This is a genomic window from Pirellulales bacterium (genome assembly GCA_035533075.1).
GTDB lineage: Bacteria > Planctomycetota > Planctomycetia > Pirellulales > JAICIG01 > DASSFG01.
Genome location: DATLUO010000033.1, coordinates 1 through 13959, shown reverse-complemented (window position 1 = coordinate 13959; position 13959 = coordinate 1). Strand labels below are relative to the sequence as shown.

The 13959-nt window shown below is 60.6% G+C and carries 17 protein-coding genes; 14 read left to right on the top strand and 3 right to left on the bottom strand.

Annotated elements, in window-relative coordinates; translation table 11 throughout:
* Positions 1-158: 158 nt before the first annotated feature.
* Positions 159-617, bottom strand: a complete 459-nt coding sequence (locus tag VNH11_03880) for a hypothetical protein (GenBank protein HVA45503.1) — start codon at positions 615-617, stop codon at positions 159-161.
* A 65-nt stretch (positions 618-682) separates the two neighbouring features.
* Between VNH11_03880 and VNH11_03875 the strand changes: the two genes are divergently transcribed.
* From VNH11_03875 to VNH11_03840, 8 genes are all read left to right on the top strand, one after another.
* Positions 683-1396, top strand: a complete 714-nt coding sequence (locus VNH11_03875) for an ArsR family transcriptional regulator (protein ID HVA45502.1) — start codon at positions 683-685, stop codon at positions 1394-1396.
* 41 nt (positions 1397-1437) lie between these two features.
* Positions 1438-1656 carry a hypothetical protein gene (locus tag VNH11_03870; GenBank protein HVA45501.1) on the top strand — a complete coding sequence of 73 codons (219 nt, stop codon included), beginning with the start codon at positions 1438-1440 and terminating at the stop codon, positions 1654-1656.
* Between the two features lie 33 nt (positions 1657-1689).
* Positions 1690-2298, top strand: a complete 609-nt coding sequence (locus VNH11_03865) for an NADH-quinone oxidoreductase subunit B family protein (GenBank protein HVA45500.1) — start codon at positions 1690-1692, stop codon at positions 2296-2298.
* A gap of 6 nt (positions 2299-2304) precedes the next feature.
* Entirely contained in the window at positions 2305-3144 is an 840-nt protein-coding gene (gene sufC, locus VNH11_03860; GenBank protein ID HVA45499.1) for a Fe-S cluster assembly ATPase SufC, read from the top strand.
* A gap of 97 nt (positions 3145-3241) precedes the next feature.
* Positions 3242-4651, top strand: a complete 1410-nt coding sequence (gene sufB, locus VNH11_03855) for a Fe-S cluster assembly protein SufB (protein HVA45498.1) — start codon at positions 3242-3244, stop codon at positions 4649-4651.
* Between the two features lie 81 nt (positions 4652-4732).
* A complete protein-coding gene (sufD, locus tag VNH11_03850; GenBank protein ID HVA45497.1) occupies positions 4733-6037 on the top strand; it encodes a Fe-S cluster assembly protein SufD in 1305 nt (434 codons plus the stop codon).
* A gap of 117 nt (positions 6038-6154) precedes the next feature.
* A complete protein-coding gene (locus VNH11_03845; GenBank protein ID HVA45496.1) occupies positions 6155-6637 on the top strand; it encodes a hypothetical protein in 483 nt (160 codons plus the stop codon).
* 9 nt (positions 6638-6646) lie between these two features.
* The gene (locus tag VNH11_03840) at positions 6647-7498 is read left to right on the top strand and encodes a hypothetical protein (protein HVA45495.1); all 852 of its coding nucleotides are present in this window, start codon (positions 6647-6649) and stop codon (positions 7496-7498) included.
* A gap of 59 nt (positions 7499-7557) precedes the next feature.
* Here VNH11_03840 and VNH11_03835 read toward each other — a convergent pair whose 3' ends face one another.
* The gene (locus VNH11_03835; protein ID HVA45494.1) at positions 7558-7803 is read right to left on the bottom strand and encodes a hypothetical protein; all 246 of its coding nucleotides are present in this window, start codon (positions 7801-7803) and stop codon (positions 7558-7560) included.
* A gap of 275 nt (positions 7804-8078) precedes the next feature.
* On the opposite strand from VNH11_03835, the gene VNH11_03830 reads away from it, so the two are divergent.
* The 5 genes from VNH11_03830 to VNH11_03810 all read left to right on the top strand — a co-directional run bounded on the left by VNH11_03830 (position 8079) and on the right by VNH11_03810 (position 11903).
* Positions 8079-8375 (top strand): non-heme iron oxygenase ferredoxin subunit, encoded by a 297-nt coding sequence (locus VNH11_03830; GenBank protein ID HVA45493.1) that lies wholly within the window; start codon positions 8079-8081, stop codon positions 8373-8375.
* A gap of 147 nt (positions 8376-8522) precedes the next feature.
* Positions 8523-9536: a tetratricopeptide repeat protein gene (locus tag VNH11_03825; GenBank protein ID HVA45492.1), complete on the top strand. Its 1014-nt coding sequence runs from the start codon at positions 8523-8525 to the stop codon at positions 9534-9536.
* 81 nt (positions 9537-9617) lie between these two features.
* Complete coding sequence (locus tag VNH11_03820; protein HVA45491.1) at positions 9618-9935, top strand: metal-sulfur cluster assembly factor; 318 nt, start codon at positions 9618-9620, stop codon at positions 9933-9935.
* A gap of 13 nt (positions 9936-9948) precedes the next feature.
* Complete coding sequence (locus VNH11_03815; protein ID HVA45490.1) at positions 9949-10968, top strand: hypothetical protein; 1020 nt, start codon at positions 9949-9951, stop codon at positions 10966-10968.
* A 65-nt stretch (positions 10969-11033) separates the two neighbouring features.
* Positions 11034-11903: a cupin domain-containing protein gene (locus VNH11_03810; protein ID HVA45489.1), complete on the top strand. Its 870-nt coding sequence runs from the start codon at positions 11034-11036 to the stop codon at positions 11901-11903.
* Positions 11904-12134: 231 nt separating this feature from the next.
* Here the strand turns inward: VNH11_03810 and VNH11_03805 are convergent, their stop codons facing one another.
* On the bottom strand, positions 12135-13547 hold the full coding sequence (locus VNH11_03805; GenBank protein HVA45488.1) for a sulfatase: 1413 nt from the start codon (positions 13545-13547) through the stop codon (positions 12135-12137).
* A 204-nt stretch (positions 13548-13751) separates the two neighbouring features.
* On the opposite strand from VNH11_03805, the gene VNH11_03800 reads away from it, so the two are divergent.
* On the top strand, positions 13752-13959 hold a 208-nt coding region (locus VNH11_03800), incomplete at its 3' end, for a hypothetical protein (GenBank protein ID HVA45487.1).

Here is a 13959-nt window from a genome sequence, read left to right as displayed (position 1 = left end):
TTCACCCGACTTAGAACCTCCAAACGACGCCGCTCCTTGCCGCTCATCCGAATTGTCTCCATGAACACCTCCTTTGAAGAGGTGATTGTGGGGACATTTCTACCTGCGCCTTAAGGGGACATTTCTATCTGCGCATTACACAGCGCGGGGGGGCGGGTTCACGAACCCGCATCGCCTCGACGCGGTTCGCCGCCAACGGTGCTATCGCCTCGATGCACGCCGCCGGGCGCGATTCCGCCGTGGGTGCGGCCCCCTCTGGTCCGTTTGCCGGCCGGCGTGCCACCCACCGCGCCGCCGGCGATGCCGGTGTAGGCATCCTCCTCGTCGGCGTCTGCCGCCACGTCGAATGCGCTGCTGCCGGCTGCGGCGTCGATGTCGGCGTTTTCCGGGCTGCCCCCGCCGACGTTCGTGCCACCCAGCCCTCCAACGGCGGAGCCGCCGCCCGTTGCGCCGACCGCATGAACGTCGCCGGCAGCGCCGGGATCGGGTGGTTCGTCCGGGGCCCGTTCATCGGGGCGGTGCCGGGCCGCCATCGCTTCTTCTTCCAACCGCTCTTCCTGATCAAGTTCCTGGCGTGCCTCTTTTGCCATAACCGTAGTGGTTTTCGCGTGTGCCATTGCTCGCTCCTCCGTTTTGGAAACCTAAATTCAGGAGCCGCAAAGGTCATTCCCGCGGCACTCCCTTGGAACACCCGGCGGTATTTTTCGCATATTGGGTTGCCAAATATGTGTTAATAGCTATGATTCCCTTAGTTCAGCCAATTGAGCGAGTGCGGCTAATGAGTACTGTCAGCGAAACATCCGACGCCCAACTGCTTGATCTGCTTCGGCAGACCGGCGCTATGAATGTGTCGCAACTCTCTGATGACATGGGAGTTACGGCGACTGCGACACGGCAGCGATTGAGCCGGCTGATGACGCAGGGCTTGGTGGAGCGGGAAGCGGCCAAAGCGGGTCGCGGACGGCCAAGCCACCGCTATTCGCTGACCGAAAAGGCCCGTCGGCAGATCGGCAACAATTACGGCGACTTGGCGATCATGCTGTGGGATGAAATTCGCGCGGTCAAAGATCCTGAAATCCGCCGGGGGTTGTTCCAGCGTTTGGCCAGTGCGATGGCCCGATTTTACGCCGGCCGTGTGAAGGGCGCCACGCCGTCGGCCAAGATGGAATCGCTGAAGGATCTGTTTGCCGAGCGGCGTGTGCCGATGGAGGTCGCCTCGAACGGTGGTCTGCCGGTGCTGACCGTGGTCGATTGCCCCTATCCGGAGCTTGCCGAGAAAGATCGTGGTATTTGCGCAGTCGAAAAGATGTTGTTTGCCGAGCTGCTGGCCTCGCCCTTGAGGCTGTCGCAGTGCCGGCTGGAAGGGCATTCCTGCTGCCAGTTTGAAACGAGTTGAGGAAAGGTTACACTGGGCGGTTTTAATCGGTGAAGAGAATAATGACTGCGGCAGTTCAACAGTTGCTCGAATCGTTCGACCGCCTATCGCGTGCGGAACAGATTGTGGCAATAAAGGAGTTCCAAGTTCGAGTCCGGACGCCATCGATTGACGAGGACGACTTGGATTTTACGCCGCTAACTGACGAGCAGTTAGCCCAACTGGCGGACGAATTATTCCAGATGTCGGATGCCGAGGAGGCATGCCGGAATTTTAGCTAACTAATTCAACACGGATTTTCGGATACGAGAAACATGACCAAGCCCTGGATTGAAGGCCGTTTTGAAGAGAACGTGATCACCACCTCGGTGGAGCAGGCGATCAACTGGGCGCGACAGGCGAGCATCTGGCCGATGACCTTCGGCCTGGCCTGTTGTGCCATCGAGATGATGGCCGCCGGCGCCAGCCGCTTCGATATGGACCGCTTCGGCGCGGGCGCATTTCGCGCCACGCCGCGGCAGGCCGACTTGATGATTGTGGCCGGCACCGTGACCTACAAAATGGCCAGCCGCGTGCGGCGACTCTACAACCTGATGCCCGACCCCAAATTCGTGATCGCCATGGGCGCCTGCACGGTCGGCGGCGGGCCGTACTTCAAGTGGGGCTACCACGTGTGCAAAGGCGTCGATCTGGTGGTTCCGGTCGATGTGTATGTGCCCGGTTGCCCGCCACGGCCGGAAGCGTTGCTCGAGGGCCTGATGCGGATTCAAGACAAGATTCGCGGGCACAAGATTGCCAAGCAGAAGAGCGGCAACGGGGCCATGTTGAAGATCGACGACGAATTGCCGATCCCGCATCATTCGGGCTACGTGGACGTGGAAGAGAAACAACCGCTGTTCGATCATCAGAAAATTACGGGGTAATAAGCAGTGACCGATACACTCAAAATCACCGACCTGCACGTCTCCGTCGAAGGCAAGCCGATCTTGCGCGGCGTGAATCTGACGATTCGCCGCGGCGAAACGCACGCCTTGATGGGGCCGAACGGCTCCGGCAAGACCACGCTGGGCTTCGCCATCATGGGCCATCCCGGTTACGAGGTGACCGGCGGCTCGATCATGCTCAATGATCAAGACGTGCTCGCCATGGAGCCGAACGAACGGTCGCGGGCAGGCGTGTTCATGGCCTTCCAGCGGCCGATGGCGATTCCCGGCGTCAAGATGGCCGACTTCCTCCGGCATGCCACGACGAACGTCCGCAAGCCCGAACGAAAGGAAGGCGAAGAGTTGATTCCCATGCGCGAGTTCCGCAAGGAGTTGAAATCCAAGATGGAACAGCTCCGCATGGACCCCGAATTTGCACGTCGTTATGTCAATGAGGGTTTTTCGGGCGGCGAGATGAAGCGGGCCGAAATCCTGCAAATGGCGATGCTCCGGCCGAAGTTCGCCGTTCTCGACGAGACCGACAGCGGCCTGGACGTCGACGCCGTGCGACTGGCGAGCCAGAGCATCGCCGAGATCGGCGGGGCCGAGATGGGCATCCTGATCATCACGCACCACGACAAGCTGCTGGAGCACAACACGCCCGACTACACGCACGTGATGTTGGGCGGCCGGATCGTCGAGACGGGCGGGCCGGGCCACGAGCGCAGCGGTCCGGAACTGGCCGCGGAATTGCACCAACAAGGCTACGACCGCATTCGCGCGGCCCATCCCGAGGCCGCCGCCGATGAGGCCGATATGACCAAACTGACCGAAGCCGTGGCCTGAGAGATTTTGGATTTTGGATTCCAGCAATCCAAAATCCAAAATCGAAAATCCAAAATAGGCACGGGCAATAACTACCGAACCGAACAAACGAACCATCATGGCCACTGACCTAGCAACCGACGTCGGCTTCAGCGAAATCAACAAGTACGATTTCCACACCGACGAAAAAGAATACGTCTTCAAGAGCCGCAAAGGGCTCGACGCTGATATCGTCAGCCAGATCTCGGAGATGAAAAGCGAGCCTCGCTGGATGCGCGACTTCCGCCTGAAGGGGCTGGAAATCTTCAACTCCAAGCCGATGCCGCGCTGGGGCGGCAAGATCGACCTCAATTTCCAGGACATCTTTTATTACATCAAGCCGTCGGACCGGCAGGGGCGCACCTGGGACGAAGTGCCCGACGAAATCAAGAAAACCTTCGATCGGCTGGGCATTCCCGAAGCCGAAAAGAAATTCTTGTCCGGCGTGAAGGCCCAGTTCGAGAGCGAAGTCGTCTACGGCTCGCTCCGCGAAGAATTGTCGAAGCAGGGCGTGATCTTCACCGACACCGATTCGGCGGTCCGCGAGTATCCCGACCTGGTGCGAAAGTATTTCAGCACCATCATTCCCTCCACCGACAACAAATTTGCGGCCTTGAACTCGGCGGTCTGGTCGGGCGGATCGTTCATCTACGTGCCCAAGGGCGTGAAGATCGACTTCCCGCTGCAGGCCTATTTCCGCATCAACGCCGAGAACATGGGCCAGTTCGAGCGGACGCTGATCATCGTCGACGAGGGCGCTCAAGTGCATTACGTCGAAGGCTGCACGGCCCCCATGTATACCACCGAAAGCCTGCACTCGGCCGTTGTGGAGATCGCGGTCCACAAGCATGCCCGCTGCCGATACACGACCATTCAGAACTGGGCCAACAACATCTACAACCTGGTCACGAAGCGGGCCATGGCCTACGAAGGGGCCACGATGGAATGGATCGACGGCAACCTGGGAAGCAAGCTGACGATGAAGTACCCGGCCGTCTATATGATGGAGCCGGGCGCGCGGGGCGAGATTCTTTCGATCGCCTTCGCCTCGGCCGGCCAGCACCAGGACGCCGGCGCCAAGCTGGTCCACGTGGCCCCCAACACATCGGGCCGCATCATCTCCAAGTCGATCTCCAAGAACGGCGGCCGGGCGAGCTATCGCGGCCTGGTCAAGGTCGAGCCGGGCGCGAAAAAGTCGAAGTCGACCGTCGTTTGCGACGCCTTGATTCTCGATCCCCGCAGCCGCAGCGACACCTATCCCTACCTCGAAATCGACGAGCAGGACGTGTCGATCGGCCACGAAGCGAGTGTCTCGCGGATCGGCGAGGAGCAGCTCTTTTATCTGATGAGCCGCGGGCTTTCCGAGGCCGAGGCCAGCACGATGATCGTCAGCGGCTTCATCGAACCGCTCGTCAAAGAGCTGCCGATGGAATACGCCGTCGAGATGAACCGGCTGATCGAGCTGCAGATGGAGGGTTCGGTAGGATAGAGGCTTCAGGCGTCAGGCGTCAGGCTTCAGGACCTGCTTCCGGCGCCTGAAGCCTGATTCCTGACGCCTATCGTTACGCCCATGACTGAGACCGTAGCTACAAGCGGTTTTACCCGCGACGCCTTCGACGCCTTCTTGAGCAGCCGGCAGGAGCCGATCTGGCTGAGCGAGACACGCACGGCGGCCTGGGAAGCGTTCGAGAAGATGGAGCTTCCCTCTCGCCGCGACGAAGAGTGGATGCGCACCGACATCCGGCTGTTCAGGCTCGACCGTTTTGGCATGCCGGTCGACCTTGTGCCTGGGCTGGTCCTGCCGCCCGCTCTGCTGACGGAGAGCGTCGATCTGGCCGGTCGAACGGTGTCGCTCAACAGTCGGCCTGTGGAAGACGACGTCGATCCTGATCTGGCCAAGCAGGGCGTGCTGTTTGGCAATCTCGACGAGATGCTGGCCGAACATGCCGACCTGCTGCGGCCCCATCTGTTCAAGGTCGTCAACGCTCGGGCCGACAAATTCGCCGCGTTGCACGCCGCCTGTTTTTCGGGCGGCGCCGTGGTGTATGTGCCGCGCGGCGTGCGGGTCGAAAAGCCTTTCCACATGTTTTCCGGCTTGGCCTCCGGAGGGGTTGATCTCAGTCACGCGTTGATCGTGCTTGAAGAAGGGGCCGAAGCGACCGTGCTGGCCGAAACGGCCGGCGACGATCAGGCCAGCTTGCACTGCGGCTCGATCGAGATCGTCGTCGGCTCCGGCGCCAAGCTGCGCTACGTGAACCTGCAAAACTGGGGCGCCGGCACCTGGCACTTCGCGCATCAGCGGGCCGTGGTGCATCGCGACGCCGCGTTGCAGTGGACCATTGGCGCCCTGGGAAGCCGCTTGGCCAAAGTCAACCAGCACGTGGTGCTCGCCGGCGAGGGGGCCGAAACGCAAGTCAACGGCGCGATGTTCACGGAAGGCAAGCAGCATCTTTCCTATCACACATTGCAGCATCATCGGGCGGCCCATTGCCGCAGTGACCTGCTCTACAAAGGCGCCTTGCAAGATCATTCGCACCTCGTTTGGCGCGGGATGATCAAGGTCGATCCCGGCGCTCAAAAAACCAACGGCTATCAACGCAACGACAACCTGATTCTCACCGAGACGGCGCGGGCCGACTCGATTCCTGGATTGGAGATCGAGGCCGACGACGTGATCTGCACGCACGGCGCGACGGCGGGCCGCGTCGACGACCAGCAGATTTTTTATGCCCGCTGCCGCGGCCTGACTCGCAACGAGGCGGTGCGGATGATCGTGGCCGGGTTCTTTCAGCAGGTGTTCGACCGCATCACGATCGAAAGCGTCCGCGAGGCGCTGGGCCACGCCATTGGCCGTCGGATTCGGGAATACGATTAACGCTCTCCCTCTTCTATTATGATGCCGCCGGCCCAATAGCAAACCGTAACCACCGTCACGAGGTCTGGAGGTTTGGGCGACGCCTTCCCGCGGCTTCAATCAATCGGGTAGAATGGTATGGCGGACGCGAAGGACTACATTGGGAAGCGGGGCGAGTTCATTGTCGCGGAGAAGCTTACCGATTTTTGCGGGCGGCCGTTGCCCTTTTTCGATCCCCACCCGCTCGGCGAGAAGTGCGGAGTTTTTGACTTCCTGGTTGAGTTGGTGACGAACGACAAGACGCCGCCCTACTTCCTCGTCTCAGCGAAAGCCACCCGGAAAGGAAGGACAAAGAAGTCGCTCGATCTCAAAGTGGGCGTCAAGGCGAAGGACGTGCAAGCAATGGTACGATGCCCGGTACCTGCCTATCTGATCGGCGTAGACGAGCCCGCTGGCGAGGCATACATCGTTTCAATGCACGGCAACGTTAAAGGACCGATCTCCTCCATACCCACGGCGCATCCTGTGAATACGGAAACTCTCGCCATCCTGTGGGCCGAAGTGCGTTCATATTGGAAGACGCTGAATTACAGGTCAAAGAATTCCAAGTTCCAAATGTAGGTGCGAACCATGGCGGAACATGCTACCGAACGAGCGCGATTTACGGAGATGCGGGCGCGTGCGTTGACGAATGTTCTCCTTTCTGGGCGCGAAGACCTGTTGGTTCAAGACCAGAGCGGGTTCGACTACGGGATCGACTACCTGGTCACCCTCCTTTCTGACAAACCGGGGCTGAGGCAGTTTGCCGTGGAACTGCGGGCCACCTATTCGCCCGTGACCGCCGACACTGCGAACAAGGTGCTCGAGCCGGCGCTTCAGGGGATGGCTCGCTTTGGGCCGTTCCCGTACCCCACCACGCTCTTCTATTTCACGATGATGGAACCGCAGAGCTGGTATACATGGGTTATGGAGCCTGCTGAGCGCAGTGACGGGACGATGGCCTTGGAGATGCGGGAAAAGGCCGATAGTCGGCCTCTGAACGAGGAGACCCTCGACGACATCATCGCACGCGTCCATCGTTGGTACGATTTTTCTTTCGGGACGAAGCTTGAAGGTAAAGTGGCGCGTCCCGCTCGGACCACCAAGAGCGGGGCGAAAGCGGCGAAGAGCGAAGTCGTGATTACCGAAACGGATAGCGTGACGTTCGACTATTCGGAGGCGTTGCTGCAAGCGCCCGAGCAACTTGCCGCCGCCAGGCGATGCTCCAGTTATATCGTCAAGACGCACCCTAATCCGCTGCCCACGGTGACAGGGTGGTGGGATTTGGAAGAAGATCGCCGGAAGATAATTACCCTGATGATAACGGATTCGGTGACGAGGAAGTCCGCCACGATGCGTTTCACGCTACGAGACGTCCAGAACCCCGGCCACGTCTACCGGACCATCAACGAGCATCTCGGTCAGATACTTCGGCCCGGTTGACTCTCGTGAATGTCTTGACGGCCTTTCACGGCCATTCGCCATTTGGCTCCGGCCAGCGGCTATCCGGGACTGGTTTTGCAATTGAACGGCGCTCGTGGAATAAGCGTATGGCAATCGATCTTCAGAAGCAAAGCGAGCCGCAGGACGTTTCTTGTCGCTTGCTCCGGCGAGTCCCCATGGCCGAGCACCTTGTATGTTGCGGGATCGACCGTGACCCATTCTCCGAGGTACGCGGACACGTCGAGCACCAGCGGATGGTTTTTCGGCATCGGTTTCGTCTTCCGGCGAGTGGCGATCTGTTTCATGGTGGCAAACCCATTTTCGTCGGCTTAGCACCGCTACGCCGCATATCAAAGGCCGGCACGGCCCCCACAGCACGAAGCTTCACGCCGCTTCGCGGCAACGGCAATTTGCCCTGAGTGAAACAGCACTGCACCATGCGGGAAAACCGCGTACAATAGAGAATCCCGGAGGCGTCGCCCGCGGATCCCTTTGGATGCGAAATGCACCGGGGCACAAGCATTTTTCCGAGTGGCCGATTGGCTCACAAAGCGAAGTACGACTGATGGATTTTCAACGCGTGGCTCGACTCTCTGAGATGCCCGACCCCGGCCGGATCGTGGTCGAGGTGGACGACCAGTTGGTGGTCGTCCTGCACGTTGGGGGCGAGCTGTTCGCCATCGACGATGTATGCACGCACGACGGCGGTCCGTTGGGCGAGGGCGAGCTGGAAGACCACATGATCGCCTGCCCGCGGCACGGCGCGAAGTTCGACGTCCGCACCGGCGCCGCCTTGACCATGCCCGCCACGAGGCCGACGAAGGTGCATGAGGTCAAGGTGGAAGGGGACGAAATCTTCGTCAAGTTGAGTGAATAGGGCCATCGCGCGCGAATCCGTCGTTGACGTTGCCCGCTCGTCCTCGATGTTTGACGGTCGCAGCCAAGCGGCCATGCTATAATGGCGAAGAAGGAAGAAGGATTTACCCTCCAAAGGATCCAGGGCAGCAATTTGAGGAGATTGAGGATGCGCAGCGAAAACGGCGACGGTGGCGGAGGCGCCGGCAAGGCGACGATGCCGGTCAGCCGAAGCCAATCGACAGTATCAAGAAATCGAGGCAGCGAGCTAAGCAGGAAGACGAGCAGCTTGGCAAAGAGGCGCTCGAGGGTCTCCGTCAAGGCAAAGCGAGCGAGAACGAGCCGTGAGGTCGGAACGGCCTCCTTCCGCGAGCTTGAAAAAAAATACAGTGCCGCCGATAAGGCGCTGCGTGGCCGCAAGCCTACGCAGGCCGTACGCTTGCTTCAACAACTGGTCAGAACCGAGCCTCGCGAACCACTTTTTCACTGGCGGTTGGGCAGCGCGCTGAGCGAGCTAAAGCAATACACGCGCGCGATTTCTCAGTTCAAGCAGGCTCTTGACCTCGATCCCCAAAACATCGCCGCACTCGGCTTGCTGGGTAGGGCGTATATCGAGGTGGGCGAGTGGCAACGCGCAGAAGAAGCGATTCAAGCCAGGCTAGCTCTGCAAAAGAGCCCACATTACTACGTTTTCTTGGCACATGTTATGATCGAGACGCGGCGGTATGCTGCGGCGATGGAATACTGCCGCCAAGCGATTGAGCTTGATCCATCGTTCTCGGAGGCGTTCTTGAACCTGGGCCTCACATATCGGCACGAGAAGCGGCTCGAAGACGCCGTCGCCGCATTTCAAAAAGCAATCGAGCTCGATGCAAAATACGCGGCTGCCTTCCGAGAGCTGGGATTGACCTATTACGATCTGGCCAAATTCGGCCTGGCCGAGGCAGCTCTGCGCCACTGTTTGTCGTTGAACCGCCACGACGGATGGGGACACCTTTATCTGGCTCTTTCACTACAGCAGACAGGCGACTTCACCCGTGCGGCAAGGCATTTTGAGAAAGCTCGCAAGAACGATCCAAAGAACCAGTTCATCAAGAAGAAGCACGACGAGTTCCAGCGGCTACGTTCAAAAGCCGGAAAAACGAAGCCTGCCCGTGGAACAAGAGATGCAAACACTCCTTGACACTGCCGATGTTTGCGTGATGCTTGACCCATCGTCACGGGGCAATGTCTGTCCGTCAACACAACTTTCCAAGTAACGCTCATGCCCATCAACGAAGACACCGTTCGCGAAGCCCTGAAGCAAGTCATCGATCCCGAGCTGTTCATCAACATCATCGACTTGGGCCTGGTCTACACCGTCACGGTCGCCGAGGCGGCGGAAGGCAAGTCGGACGTTGCGATCGAGATGACGATGACCAGCCCCGCCTGCCCGGCCGGCCCGCAGTTGATCCAGAACTCCAAGGACGCGCTCTCGCGGCTCGAAGGCGTCGGGCAAGTCGAGGTCAAGCTGGTGATGATCCCACCTTGGACGCCCGACCGCATGACCGAAGACGCGCGGGACCAGTTGGGCATCTTCTAACGGCCATCGCACCATGATCAAAGCAGCTTCGGTCGCGAAAGCGACGATACTGTTCATATTGGCAGGCACCGCCCAAACGGTTTGCCTGGCGCAGACGTTCATCGACACCGATTTCTCCAAGGGCAACTTCGCCGATCTGGGCTGGCAGCCGAAGGGCGATTGGGACGTGTTCCGCTACCCGACGCCAGCCGCCAACGATCCCGGGCTGTTGGCCCGTTTTGCCGCCAATAAGCCCAGCGGCTCGCTTTCCAAAACGTTTGCCGAAATCAAAAACCCTAGAAAACTGGCGCTCTCGCTGGATTACGGCTGGGGCTGGGGAGACGCCAATCAGCCTGCCGACGGAATCGCGTTTATGCTCCTCGATTCCCAGGGCGATGGCTATATCTTTGAGGTTCACCGCTGCAAGGCGACGTGGGCCGTGCAGTGGGCCAGGGTCAAGGGCAACCTACCGCCGAAGGACAAGACCTGGGCGCGCGAGGAGATTGACGCCACCCACGCCTCGGTCCGCGACGGCGGCAGCGATCTGGCGAAGCTCATCGAAACCGCCCGGCAGTTGGCGGCGGCCGATGCCCTGCTCGCCTTTGAAAGCACTAACGAGCCGAACAACTGGGGCGTAACGTATCAGGACGAAGAAGGCGGCGGCCGTGCGCCTTCGTGGCTGGCCGTCGCCAAGCTGCAACGCGACCTGTACCGCGCCGTGAAAAGCGATCCGCTGTTGAAGAAGTATCCCGTCTGGTCGATCAGCGAAGGAGGCGCCGAGGTCCACAACGTCGGCTTGCAGTTCCTCACCATCCCCACGGGCGCCGGCAGCGTGATGCCCGAAGGAACTCGGTACGCCGACTGCGCCAACGTTCATAACTACATTTATCATCCCAACTCGCCCGGCCTGGAAAACAACAAGACGTGGAACGCCGCCGGTCCGACTGCGGCGTGCAAGGTGGACGGCCTCTTCGGCAACTACGGCGTCACCTGGGCCGGCGCTCGCAAGCTCGCTGGTCCCACCCTACCACTGCATCCATCAATCGACGAATGACAGAGCGCTAGCTCGTAAGCGCGGCCCCGCGGCCTGTTCTGTTTCGTGACGATCTTGCCGTCCCTATGATCCAACAGCTTCTCGGCGATTTTCCGCTCCGCCAGTTCATCGGCGAGTACTTTCTGCGGCAGCCGTTTTCGCTGCCGCGCGGGGCCGCGGCCCTCACGCAGCTTGGCAGTTGGCCGACCGTCGAGTCGGTTCTCTCTCAGCCCGACGCCGACGTGTTGGTCGTGAAAGAGGGCCGTCGCTGGGAAGGCAACCGTCATCCCTCGCCCACGGAAGCTCGGCAACTGTTCGACGATGGGTACACGGTCCTGGTCCGCCACGCCGAGCGCGGTCACGCCGAAATCGCCGAACTGGCGGCCGGCTTCGAGCGCGACTTTCGCGCCGCGGTCGACGTTCACATCTATTGCACTCCCGCCGATCAGCATGGCTTCGGCTGGCATTACGACGCCGAGGACGTCTTTATTTTGCAGACCGCGGGCAGCAAGGAATACTCGCTGCGCAAAAATACGGTCAACCCCTGGCCGCTGGTGGAAGCCTTGCCGAGCGACATGCGCTACGAGCGCGAGATCATGCCGCTTTCGCGGTGCCTGCTCTCCGCCGGGGATTGGCTCTATCTGCCGCACGGCTACTGGCACAAGGCCGAAGCCCGTGAGGCCTCGCTTTCGTTGGCCGTGGGCGTGATGAGCCCCGCCGCGCTCGACGTGCTCGACTTTCTTCGCCAGCGGCTGCCCGATTCGATCCGTTGGCGGCAGCGCTTGCCCGTTGTGGGCGAAGCCTCGCCGCTGACCGCAGAGGAGCTGTTGGAGCAGCACTGCGAGATGTTTGCCGAGCTCGGGGCCGACCTGGCGGTATGGCTTGGCAACGAGCAATTGGTGCGCGATTTCATCGCGTCGCGCGGGAAATCGCTCGATCCTTTGAGGCGGCATTAACGCACCTGAACCTCGTATACGGGCAACGGTCCTATCGCCCGCGGCGGCGCGCGCCCGCGGCCGCGCGTTGAACAAGCCACTTCTGAAACGACTGTTGGCTTTCGTTCGAAGCCTGGCCGGCGAGCAAGTTGTCGACACTGATGTCTTCATCGAGAGGCATCCTCGTCAACGCGGACGCCGACGGCGCTTACCGCTTGAGGCCTGGCCTCGGAGGTACTCATTCCAGCCTTCTCACTCATAGTCCCATTTCAATAGCCAGGGGTCGCCGGTGCGCTTTTGGAACGCCCTGAGCTTGCCTTTCAGGCTTTCCAACAGCTCTTGGTGGCCGGCGTCCGCAGCCAGGTTTTGTATTTCATCGGGATCGCTTTCCAGATCGTACAGCTCGAACGGCGGGCGATGGATATAGGCGGCCACCGTCCGCCGGCCGTAAAGCGCGTCGCCACCTTTCGCATACATGTCTTGCCAGGTGGGCGCTTCCCAGAGGTCCGAGGCGAAGGGATACGGCAGCGGATGGGCGATGTTCCAGATCAGCTTGTAGCGCCGGCCGCGGACCACGCGCATCGGGTAATACATCGTCACTTCGTGGAAGGTGTGCGAGGCATAGACTTCGTCCCAGCCGTCGGGGCGGGCCTCTTCCAGCACCGGCAGGAACGTACGGCCGTGAAACGCCGCCTGCTTGGGCGTGGCACGGGCGAAGTCGAGAATCGTCGGCGTGAGATCGACCCAGCTCACCATCGCCTCGCTCACCACGCAGCGCTGTTTGGCGTAGGGATTCCGCACGATGCATGGCGATCGCAGCCCCGGCTCGTAGGCCGTCGTCTTCGCGCCGGGAAACGCAATGCCGTGGTCGGAGATGTAGACGATCAACGTGTCGTCGTAGACGCCCGCCTCTTTCAGCACCGCGATCAGCCGGCCGAGTCCCTGGTCGACGCGCGAGACCGACTGGTAGTATTGCACCAGTTCCGCCCGGCAGGTCGGCGTGTCGGGCAAGAAGCGGGGCACGACAACCTCCTTCGGACCGTACTTGACCGGCGTCACGCCGGGATATTCTTTGCCGTCCGGTTTATTGCCAAACCGATCGGGCCGATGTGCAAGTTCGTCGGCCTGGCCGCCGCCGCGGTGCGGATCGGCCGTGCAGAAATAGAGGAAGAACGGCTTGTCCGACCCGGCCACGAATGGCCGGCAGTTCTCCGCCATTTCCAGCGGACTTCGCGCGTTGCCAGGCAATGCCTCGTCGAAATGATAGACTGCTTCCGGCGCCACGTGATATTTGCCCACGCGACCCGTGCGGTAGCCGGCGTTGCTCAGCATCACGGGCAGGCTCTTCACCTTGTCGAAGCTGCTGAAGTGGTGATAGCTGTGCTCGTGGCCGTAGTGGCCGTTGGCATGGTTGTGCATGCCCGTCAGAATCACCGAGCGGCTGGCGCTGCAGCTTGCCGTGGTACAGAAGGCGAATTTGAACAGCGTCCCCGCGGCGGCCAGCCGGTCGAGGTTGGGCGTCTTGATGACGGGGTTGCCGTAGCAGCCCGCGTCTTGGCCTTGGTCGTCGGTGACGAACAGCACGACGTTACGCGGGGCGGCTTGCGCGCTGTGGCAAATGCCAATCAGCAACAGGACCGCGAAGCATTGGAACCGCTGATTCATGGTTGAACGTGGGCGTGCGAAATGATGGTGAAAACAACTCCCTAATCGCTCAGGGGGCTTTATTCTGGCTGACACAAAGTTGGCGAGCAATAGCCGCCGCTTAGGCACCGGGCAGAAATTAACCTACCGTGAAAACGTGGACTGTGGTAAATAGTTGGGCGGCGGCAGAGAAACGAGGGCCCTGCGGTCTCACGGAGGAGACGGATGCTTAGCGAATTGACGGAATCGGTTTTGGCGACGATCAAGTCGGCAGCCCGGAAGCTGACCGGCTTTCGGCGGCGGCAGTTTCAGGCGGAGATGGCGATCAAGTATTGCGACGGCAATCCTCGGCGAGTGGAAGAGTTGTTTGGCTGGAGTCGCGACACCGTGAACACCGGGTTGGGCGAACGGCGCACGGGTATTCGCTGTCAGG

Excerpts from the sequence above, each read along its gene's own strand:
- VNH11_03840 (HVA45495.1), top strand. The coding sequence starts at position 6,647 with ATGGCGGAACATGCTACCGAACGAGCGCGATTTACGGAGATGCGGGCG.
- VNH11_03880 (HVA45503.1), bottom strand. The coding sequence starts at position 617 with ATGGCACACGCGAAAACCACTACGGTTATGGCAAAAGAGGCACGCCAG.
- VNH11_03820 (HVA45491.1), top strand. The coding sequence starts at position 9,618 with ATGCCCATCAACGAAGACACCGTTCGCGAAGCCCTGAAGCAAGTCATC.
- sufB (HVA45498.1), top strand. The coding sequence starts at position 3,242 with ATGGCCACTGACCTAGCAACCGACGTCGGCTTCAGCGAAATCAACAAG.
- VNH11_03815 (HVA45490.1), top strand. The coding sequence starts at position 9,949 with ATGATCAAAGCAGCTTCGGTCGCGAAAGCGACGATACTGTTCATATTG.
- VNH11_03835 (HVA45494.1), bottom strand. The coding sequence starts at position 7,803 with ATGAAACAGATCGCCACTCGCCGGAAGACGAAACCGATGCCGAAAAAC.
- VNH11_03845 (HVA45496.1), top strand. The coding sequence starts at position 6,155 with ATGGCGGACGCGAAGGACTACATTGGGAAGCGGGGCGAGTTCATTGTC.
- VNH11_03825 (HVA45492.1), top strand. The coding sequence starts at position 8,523 with ATGCGCAGCGAAAACGGCGACGGTGGCGGAGGCGCCGGCAAGGCGACG.
- VNH11_03805 (HVA45488.1), bottom strand. The coding sequence starts at position 13,547 with ATGAATCAGCGGTTCCAATGCTTCGCGGTCCTGTTGCTGATTGGCATT.
- sufD (HVA45497.1), top strand. The coding sequence starts at position 4,733 with ATGACTGAGACCGTAGCTACAAGCGGTTTTACCCGCGACGCCTTCGAC.
- VNH11_03810 (HVA45489.1), top strand. The coding sequence starts at position 11,034 with ATGATCCAACAGCTTCTCGGCGATTTTCCGCTCCGCCAGTTCATCGGC.
- VNH11_03870 (HVA45501.1), top strand. The coding sequence starts at position 1,438 with ATGACTGCGGCAGTTCAACAGTTGCTCGAATCGTTCGACCGCCTATCG.
- VNH11_03865 (HVA45500.1), top strand. The coding sequence starts at position 1,690 with ATGACCAAGCCCTGGATTGAAGGCCGTTTTGAAGAGAACGTGATCACC.